We start from the raw sequence: 7,284 nt of genomic DNA, 5'->3' as shown, positions 1-7,284 counted from the left end.
GCCACCGTTCGGCGCGCTACCAGGTAGTCACGCTTCGCCAGAAGGTCGGTGATCTGCTGGTCGTTGAAAGGATTGCGCTTGTCTTCCGCTTCCACTATTTCTCTGATTGCTTCCTGAATGGCGCGGTTGGAGACTTCGGTTCCGTCCTCACGCGCGACGCCTTCTGTGAAAAGGTCCTTTAACAAAACAATGCCAAATGGCGTCTGCACATACTTGTTGGTTGTCACCCGCGACACCGTCGATATGTCCATGTCAATAATCTCGGCCACATCCTTGAGAATCATGGGCTGCAACTTTTTGATGTTTCCGGTTTGGAAGTAATCGTATTGCAGCTTCACAATGGCCTTCATCGTATTCAGCATCGTATTTTCCCTCTGTTTGATGGCATCTATGAACCATTTAGCCGAGTTAATTTTATTTTTCAAAAACTGCCGGGTAGCCCGATCGTTTTTTTCTTCTGCCATTTTGGTGAAAACCCGGTTCATGCGCAGTGCAGGGCTGTTGCCCCAAGCAAGCTGAACTTCGATATCCCCATCGTTCAGGTAGCGCATCAGGAAATCAGGCTTGATGGAATGGTTCAGAGTGGAATCGCTGCGCAGGCCGGAAGCCGGCTTGGGGTTGAGCGATACGATCACTTGTAGAGCGTCTTTCAACTCATCTTCTTCTACTTCCAGCGTTCTGATAATCTTGTCGTAGTTGCGCGTACCCAGTTCGTGAAAATGATCGCTCACGAGTTTCTTAGCTAACTTAAATTGGGGCGTATCTTCATTGCGGCGATCAAGCTGAAGAGCCAGGTTTTCTTTTAAATCGCGGGCCGCAATACCCGCTGGTTCGAGTTGCTGAATGAGGTGCAGCATCTCCTCCACCTCTTCGGACTTAATGTAAAGGCTGTTAGCGAACGATATATCGTCGGCAATGATATCGCACTCGCGGCGCAGGAAACCGTCTTCGTCCAGCGAATCAAGAATAAAATCAGCGATAAGTTGCTGTCTTTCGTTGAGGCTCAGGAAATGAATTTGCTCTTTCAGTTCATCGCGGAAAGAGGTCAACTCAACCATCGGACGTGTATACACTTCGTCGTCAGGCGAATAGTTATTAGCATAAGTCTTGTAGTCGGGAATGTCGTTATCCATGATTTCATCCCAATCATGGTAGTCTTGCACCTCGGGTGCTTCGTCGTTCCCGGTGCCTACGGTTTCGCCCTTATCAGGAGTTTCGTCCAGATCCTCTTTTTCCTTGGCGGCTTCATCCTTTCCCTCCTCCAACACCGGATTCTCCTCCATTTCTTCCTTGATTCGGTTCTCGAGTTCCAGAGTGGTAAGGTGCAGTAAGTTCAGCATCTGGATTTGGAGGGGGGAGTACTTTAACGTCTGGCGTTGAACCTGCGCTTGTCTCTGCATGTCGTTTTGTGTAGGTAAATTTTGAACTTCGTTAAAAAAATCGGTTCCAGCAAGATGGCATTGGCCTGCGTTTTTAGACGGCTGATTTCCGAAGTGTTTGAGTACAACCCCAAAACGCCGTCATGGTTTAGGGGGATAAACATTTTCGTCCCCCGGTGTTCCTGGACAATTTTTTGTAAGATAAAAAATTTGGGTATCATTTTTCTCAAATTGAGTAGATTCGTGCAGATTATTCGACAGCTTTGCACTAATCATGAACAATTCGCCGAAGAGTCATCTAATGAAACGCTATCTTAATGATGCGCAACTATACTGGGCTACTCGGTTTTTGTTTGCTATCTCCGTTTTTCTGATTGTAGTCCTTTCGCTCAGCTATCATTCCATCAATCAGGAGCTTGTCTACTATTCCGAGCGCGTGGACCACACCCATGATGTTCTTGAAAACGTACAGGACATCCGAATGAAACTTTATCAGGTGACTTATTTTGGGAGAGGGTATTTGATCATGTCCGATTCGGCAAATCGGGATGGGATGCTCAGAAAGCTAGCTTCCATTCCTGTCAAGATGAATTATTTAGCTGAGTTAACTGAGGACGATTCAGTACAACAGGTCACAATAGACTCGCTAAAGTCTTCCTTTAAAGTATACGCAAAACTAGTAGAGAATTTCGGCTATTCAGACCCAAGCCAATTCGACGAGAGGCTCAAGTTTGACCTACTTAGAAATGGGTCAAGCAGAACCGAGAACCTGAACTCGATTCTGGATCAGATTGCCTCAGTTGAAAAAGAGCTCATGCGGGAGCGAGTACTTAACCGGGATAACTACAAGCAGCAAATATTTAGGTTCAACTGGGCGATCATGGGCGTTGCACTGCTCTTTTTGCTCTCCTCATTTTTGCTTTTGGAGCGGGAGTTAAAACGCAACAAGCACTACCGAGCAGAGTTGGAAAACCAAGTACAGAACCTTAACCGCTCCAACGCCGAACTCGAGCAGTTTGCTTACGTCGCTTCGCACGATTTACAGGAACCGCTTCGCAAAATACGCTCCTTCGCTGACCTGTTGAAGACAAAAAGCAACAAAAGTTTGACGGAAGAGTCTCATGAAATATTGGAAAAAATAATGAAGTCAGCCATCCGTATGCAAATGCTAATCGATGACTTACTTTCATTTTCCCGCAGCATCGATACCTCGCGTGAGATCGAAGAGGTAGATCTGAACGAAATACTTCAGGAGGTGAAAAATACCCTACAATCGAAAATTGAAGAGAGTAGAGCAATTATAAGATCGCAAAGACTACCCGTGGTAACGGGTTACGGTAATCAACTAGCGCAATTGTTCGAAAATGTTATCATCAATTCGATAAAGTACTGCAAAAGAGACATTTTGCCCGTAATTGACATTTCCGTTTCGGAAAATTTGGGGAGTGACATCATGGGAGTGCGGGAGTCACAGGCAGATACGATATTTTATACTGTCGTAATAAAGGACAATGGAATTGGCTTCCGAATGGAATATGCTGAGAAGATTTTCACCATCTTCCAGCGACTGCACGGACAAAACTCTTACCAGGGATCGGGAATTGGACTGGCCATCTGCCGCAAGGTAGTTGACAACCACAACGGTTATATCACAGCTGACGGAGAGGAAGGTGAAGGCGCAAGATTTTACGTACATTTGCCCAAGACTTCACCAACCCCTTAGCAGAATAGAATGGGAGTTTTCAACATATTGATGGCCGACGATGACGCTGATGACCGCTTCTTGGTGCAGGCCGCTTTTGAAGACAACGGTATACATCATGAGATGATGTTTTTCGAGGACGGCGAACAACTTTTAGAACATCTTACTTCCACCCCCGCCGAGGGCAGAACTCGGTTTATTTTGCTGGATCTCAATATGCCAAAAAAAGACGGCAGAGAGGTTCTGCGCGCCTTAAAATCTAACAGGGAATTAAGCAAAATCCCGATTATCGTTTTTAGTACTTCCAAAGCGCCCGATGACATTCTCTCTTCGTACGAACTCGGGGCGAATAGTTACGTCGTGAAGCCCTCCAGTTATGAACACCTGAAGGAGGTAGTAAAGAAAATAAGCGACTTCTGGCTCAACACCGCCACTACTCCCTAGCCTGATCCCGTAAAGGAATCGTGTCACCGTGTTCGTTGGTTGTAAAAGCGGGTGGCGTGAGTACAGTCGAGGATTTTTCCTTCTCCTCTGCCGGGACTGGTAATGTTTCTGCGGAGGTTTCGATGACGGCGGGTGGCAACACAGGTTCGACCACTACCAATTCGGTCGTTTCGGCTACTTCATCATCTTCTTCAGTAATATCTTTCACCCAGTGTAATACCTTGATCAAACCCTGCCGGCCATAAGTGTCCGCGTAGTTGAAAGCCAGGTTCTGAGCCATGTGAGGTACAAAGTGGTTAAAGGGAAACGGTAACCTTTTGAGAACCGTTTTTGCCAGCAAGGTATTTATTCCCATTTGAACGCCCGTACCTACAATTCCCTTCTTACTCGTTTTGGTCTTCACCATTTTTTGGGCCACCGACGAAACGATCGCCAAAGGTTTTGTCCCTTCTTTCCATTCCCGCTGATCTGCGGTAAGCTGCGACTTAGCCAACTGCAAATCATTGTGCGCTTTGGCTCGTTGCGCTTTTAGATCTTCATATGAGTTTATCATCTTGATTTCGGTAAAGTTTTCTCAAAAAAGTATTCATCAATGGCAAGAAAAGCCATTTGTTGCGGTTGGCGTACATCAGGGCAGCTATCAAGCCGTAGATGACTGCAACCAGCAAAAAACCTAAAGCAGTACTATTGGTCAAGTCGCCTAACCACAACGCCAAGGAAATACTGGCGAAGACCAAGAAGAACAAACCCAAAATCGCCAACACTATTCCCACAATGATAGAAGTCACGATGTTTGCCGATTTGTCGGATACATCCAGGGCGATCAGATTCCAGCGGGCTTCGGCATAATCAATGAGGTGTTGGTAGGTAAGCTCCACTTTTTCTTTTGCATCTTTCAAAATCATAAGTCAGTTGTTTTTAGATAAGTGAAAATTCCCGCTCCGCTGTTACCAAAAGAGGTAACACTAGTTTTGCGCGTAGTGTTACCTCTTTTATTTGGCAAAGCTGCATTCCGTCATTACTTGGCTTTGTTGACGGTGCTTCTAGCTTCATCCAGCGTATCATCGGCGGCATCGATAGCATCGTTCTTCAAGCCTGAAGCTTTGCTCATCACACGGTCAGCGGTGTCCTGTACCTTTACCTTGCCTTTCTCCAGCGCCTCAAGAGCCTCATTTGCCCATTGGTTAGCCGACTTCTTGATTTTCTTGCGAGTTTTGTCCCCATCTTCAGGGGCGAAGAGCATTCCAACGGTCGCTCCAACGGCAGCAGCGATAAATACGCTGAAAAATACTTTGCTGTTCTTCATGTTTCTTTGGTTTTAATGATTGACTAGATAAAAATTGTAGGTGTATTACATCAAATATACCTCAATGCATCGTAAAAACTTATACCAGTACCCTTTAGCCACGACAATCTGTCAGAGGATTAGGCGGTTGGGCAATTTTTTACACAGATCGAATAGCCATTCTTACGAGTGGACAAGCTTTGTCCGATCATTGCGATAATGTGTAATGGCAGGATTATTTAATTCGTAAGATCATGAACCCGATGACTTCCATCTGTTTTAGAGACCGCCTCCCCCGATATACGATTAACACCATTTAATTTGAGCCTATGAAAGTCGTCATTATCGAAGATGAAGTAGAGCTTGGACAGCTTATAAGCAATTTTCTGCGACGAAAAACTGCAGCTAATATAGTCAAAACTGCCACTACGCTTCACGATGGTCTTCTCTACATCGATGAGTTACGACCTGACTTAGTTTTCTTGGACAACAACTTACCAGACGGGAAAGGAATCAATGCGATTGGTCATATCAAGGAATTCGGAGACTTGCAGATCATTATGATGAGTGCAATGACTAATTTGAGGGAGGAGGCCATCGAAAAAGGTGTTGATTTCTTCATGGATAAGCCGATCAGTTTTGTCGAAATTCAACGCATACTGAACGATCACAAGGTAAGAGTAGGTAAGTAACTGACAATGTCGACCTATATCGGTTCACACAACCTGTGAAGTTAACGTTTCTTCGACTCCTGTCCCTGGCTCCACTGGGTCGATGTCGTCATCTCTAACTAGTTCCCCTTCAAAAAACACGTCTTTTTCGTTGCCCTTAGGTTCGCCCAGAACGTAACCGAATGCCTGGAGCCTTTCGGAATGGTCGAAAATGACTTTGAGAATGGCCACTGAGGGTAAGGCTAGTATCATTCCAGGAATTCCCCACATCATCCCGCCCAAGAGTAAGGCCACGATAGCCATCAACGGATTGATGCTAATCTTGGAACCCACTATATAAGGTGTGATGAAGTTACCTTCCAAAAATTGAATAAAAAGAAAAACTGCCCCTACCCCTACTGCATACATGGCTGAATCTTTGGTAACCAGTGCCATCATGATAGGAAGAGATGAGCCAATGATCACTCCGACGTATGGAATAAGCAAAAGTAAGGCCGCAAAGAAGCCGAAGAAGACCGCGTATTGAATGTCGAAAACCAGAAGTGTAATAGTATTCATAGTTCCTACGATCACCATCACCGTGAACAGCCCGGCCAAATAGTTGTGGATGACGTCGTAAATACGAAATAGTATTCGATTGACACGCTTCTTCTCCTTCTCTCCCAGCAAATTGTACAAGAAGTTGCAGAAAAAAGTACGGTAGTACAACATAAAGAACATGTACAGCGGAATCAGGGCAATATCAGCTAAAATAGCCGTAGTGGTGAGTAACGCTGACGATCCCGTGTTTTGCAGCAACTTAGCCGATATATTCTCTAAGTCGTCAATTTGTGTACTGGTCTGTAATCCGAAGGATTGGCCGACCCAAAGCTCGAATTGCTGAAAAGTGACGTTTGCCTTCTTGTAAAAGGTCGGCCACATATCTATCATGTCGGAAATCTGCATGAAGGACACATATAGTATGCCGGCGATAAGACCCAAGAACAAGGTGAGAGTCAGAGCAATAGCGGGAATCCTTTTCATGCCCCGGTCTTCAAGCTGAAGCGTTATGGGCGAAACCAGGATGGACAGCAGAACCGATACCAGCAACGGTACTAGGAAAGGCTGAAGAATGATAAGCCAATACACCGTTAGTGTGATGATTATCATCGTGGCGCACACACGCACGGGTCGTGACATATCAGAAGTACCGGTATTGAAAGAAATCATCGCTTCCTGAGATTAGTAATTTTTCGCGTTACAATTCCCAAGCCAAAACGTTGACCGGAATAGGTCGATTGCTGAGATTCGAGAAATACTTTTAATTGGGTAGTTCGATACCCTATACGTTCAATGTGAGCATAGGTTTCCACACAATCTTTCATCGGCCCCGCTTCACCATTTGATCTGATTTTAGTTATCTTTGCGGCAAGATCGAAATTTAGAAGAATTTTGGTTTACTATTAACATCAATTAACATTACAAAAAAATGAAAAAAGTAACACTGATGGTTTCAGCCCTCATGCTGGGTGCCACTCTCACGTTCACATCCTGCACCGACGAGGCTCAGAACGACGCCGAAGATACCACTGAGCAGGTAGGCGAAGACATGGAAGACGCCGCCGACAATTTGGGCGACGAATTCGAGCAAGGACGTAACGAACTGCGCGACGACATTAATGACGGTGTGGACAAGCTCGACAAGAAGATTGAGGAGGCTGACGCTGAAATTGAGAAGGCATCAGCTAATGAAAAGGCCCGTTGGGAAAAACGCAAAGCCGAACTGGAAGAAGAGCGCAAAGATTTGAAAGCCTCTCTTGATGA

General features: G+C 45.4%; 9 protein-coding genes. 4 read left to right on the top strand and 5 right to left on the bottom strand.

Annotated features, from left to right (window positions below; genetic code table 11):
- Positions 1-1,400 (bottom strand): RNA polymerase factor sigma-54 (rpoN, locus tag ACEW8P_RS24170; protein WP_373515627.1); only part of this gene is annotated, 1,400 nt, incomplete at its 3' end.
- A gap of 280 nt (positions 1,401-1,680) precedes the next feature.
- Here rpoN and ACEW8P_RS24165 point away from each other — a divergent pair.
- Positions 1,681-3,102 carry an ATP-binding protein gene (locus ACEW8P_RS24165; protein WP_373515626.1) on the top strand — a complete coding sequence of 474 codons (1,422 nt, stop codon included), beginning with the start codon at positions 1,681-1,683 and terminating at the stop codon, positions 3,100-3,102.
- A 9-nt stretch (positions 3,103-3,111) separates the two neighbouring features.
- Positions 3,112-3,525 (top strand): response regulator, encoded by a 414-nt coding sequence (locus tag ACEW8P_RS24160; protein ID WP_373515625.1) that lies wholly within the window; start codon positions 3,112-3,114, stop codon positions 3,523-3,525.
- On the opposite strand, the gene ACEW8P_RS24155 is transcribed toward ACEW8P_RS24160, so the two are convergent.
- The 3 genes from ACEW8P_RS24155 to ACEW8P_RS24145 all read right to left on the bottom strand — a co-directional run bounded on the left by ACEW8P_RS24155 (position 3,515) and on the right by ACEW8P_RS24145 (position 4,831).
- Complete coding sequence (locus ACEW8P_RS24155) at positions 3,515-4,078, bottom strand: hypothetical protein (protein WP_373515624.1); 564 nt, start codon at positions 4,076-4,078, stop codon at positions 3,515-3,517. The two genes, ACEW8P_RS24160 and ACEW8P_RS24155, sit on opposite strands and share 11 nt — an antisense overlap.
- Positions 4,062-4,430, bottom strand: a complete 369-nt coding sequence (locus ACEW8P_RS24150; protein WP_373515623.1) for a phage holin family protein — start codon at positions 4,428-4,430, stop codon at positions 4,062-4,064. The genes ACEW8P_RS24155 and ACEW8P_RS24150 overlap by 17 nt, the downstream gene beginning before the upstream one ends.
- 113 nt (positions 4,431-4,543) lie before the next feature.
- Positions 4,544-4,831, bottom strand: a complete 288-nt coding sequence (locus ACEW8P_RS24145; protein WP_373515622.1) for a YtxH domain-containing protein — start codon at positions 4,829-4,831, stop codon at positions 4,544-4,546.
- 308 nt (positions 4,832-5,139) lie between these two features.
- Between ACEW8P_RS24145 and ACEW8P_RS24140 the strand changes: the two genes are divergently transcribed.
- A complete protein-coding gene (locus ACEW8P_RS24140; RefSeq protein ID WP_373515621.1) occupies positions 5,140-5,502 on the top strand; it encodes a response regulator in 363 nt (120 codons plus the stop codon).
- Between the two features lie 24 nt (positions 5,503-5,526).
- Here the strand turns inward: ACEW8P_RS24140 and ACEW8P_RS24135 are convergent, their stop codons facing one another.
- A complete protein-coding gene (locus ACEW8P_RS24135) occupies positions 5,527-6,660 on the bottom strand; it encodes an AI-2E family transporter (protein WP_373515620.1) in 1,134 nt (377 codons plus the stop codon).
- Positions 6,661-6,949: 289 nt separating this feature from the next.
- On the opposite strand from ACEW8P_RS24135, the gene ACEW8P_RS24130 reads away from it, so the two are divergent.
- The coding region (locus ACEW8P_RS24130) for a hypothetical protein (protein ID WP_373515619.1) at positions 6,950-7,284 on the top strand (335 nt) is incomplete at its 3' end.

Origin of the sequence: Persicitalea sp. (assembly GCF_041751555.1) — a bacterium.
Taxonomy (GTDB): domain Bacteria; phylum Bacteroidota; class Bacteroidia; order Cytophagales; family Spirosomataceae; genus Persicitalea.
The sequence above is the reverse complement of the archived record's forward strand: the minus strand, read 5'-3'. Positions and strand labels throughout refer to the sequence as shown.

Bases quoted from the DNA above. Each gene is read 5' to 3' on its own strand.
- ACEW8P_RS24165 (WP_373515626.1), top strand. From the start codon at position 1,681: ATGAAACGCTATCTTAATGATGCGCAACTATACTGGGCTACTCGGTTT.
- ACEW8P_RS24160 (WP_373515625.1), top strand. From the start codon at position 3,112: ATGGGAGTTTTCAACATATTGATGGCCGACGATGACGCTGATGACCGC.
- ACEW8P_RS24155 (WP_373515624.1), bottom strand. From the start codon at position 4,078: ATGATAAACTCATATGAAGATCTAAAAGCGCAACGAGCCAAAGCGCAC.
- ACEW8P_RS24150 (WP_373515623.1), bottom strand. From the start codon at position 4,430: ATGATTTTGAAAGATGCAAAAGAAAAAGTGGAGCTTACCTACCAACAC.
- ACEW8P_RS24145 (WP_373515622.1), bottom strand. From the start codon at position 4,831: ATGAAGAACAGCAAAGTATTTTTCAGCGTATTTATCGCTGCTGCCGTT.
- ACEW8P_RS24140 (WP_373515621.1), top strand. From the start codon at position 5,140: ATGAAAGTCGTCATTATCGAAGATGAAGTAGAGCTTGGACAGCTTATA.
- ACEW8P_RS24135 (WP_373515620.1), bottom strand. From the start codon at position 6,660: ATGTCACGACCCGTGCGTGTGTGCGCCACGATGATAATCATCACACTA.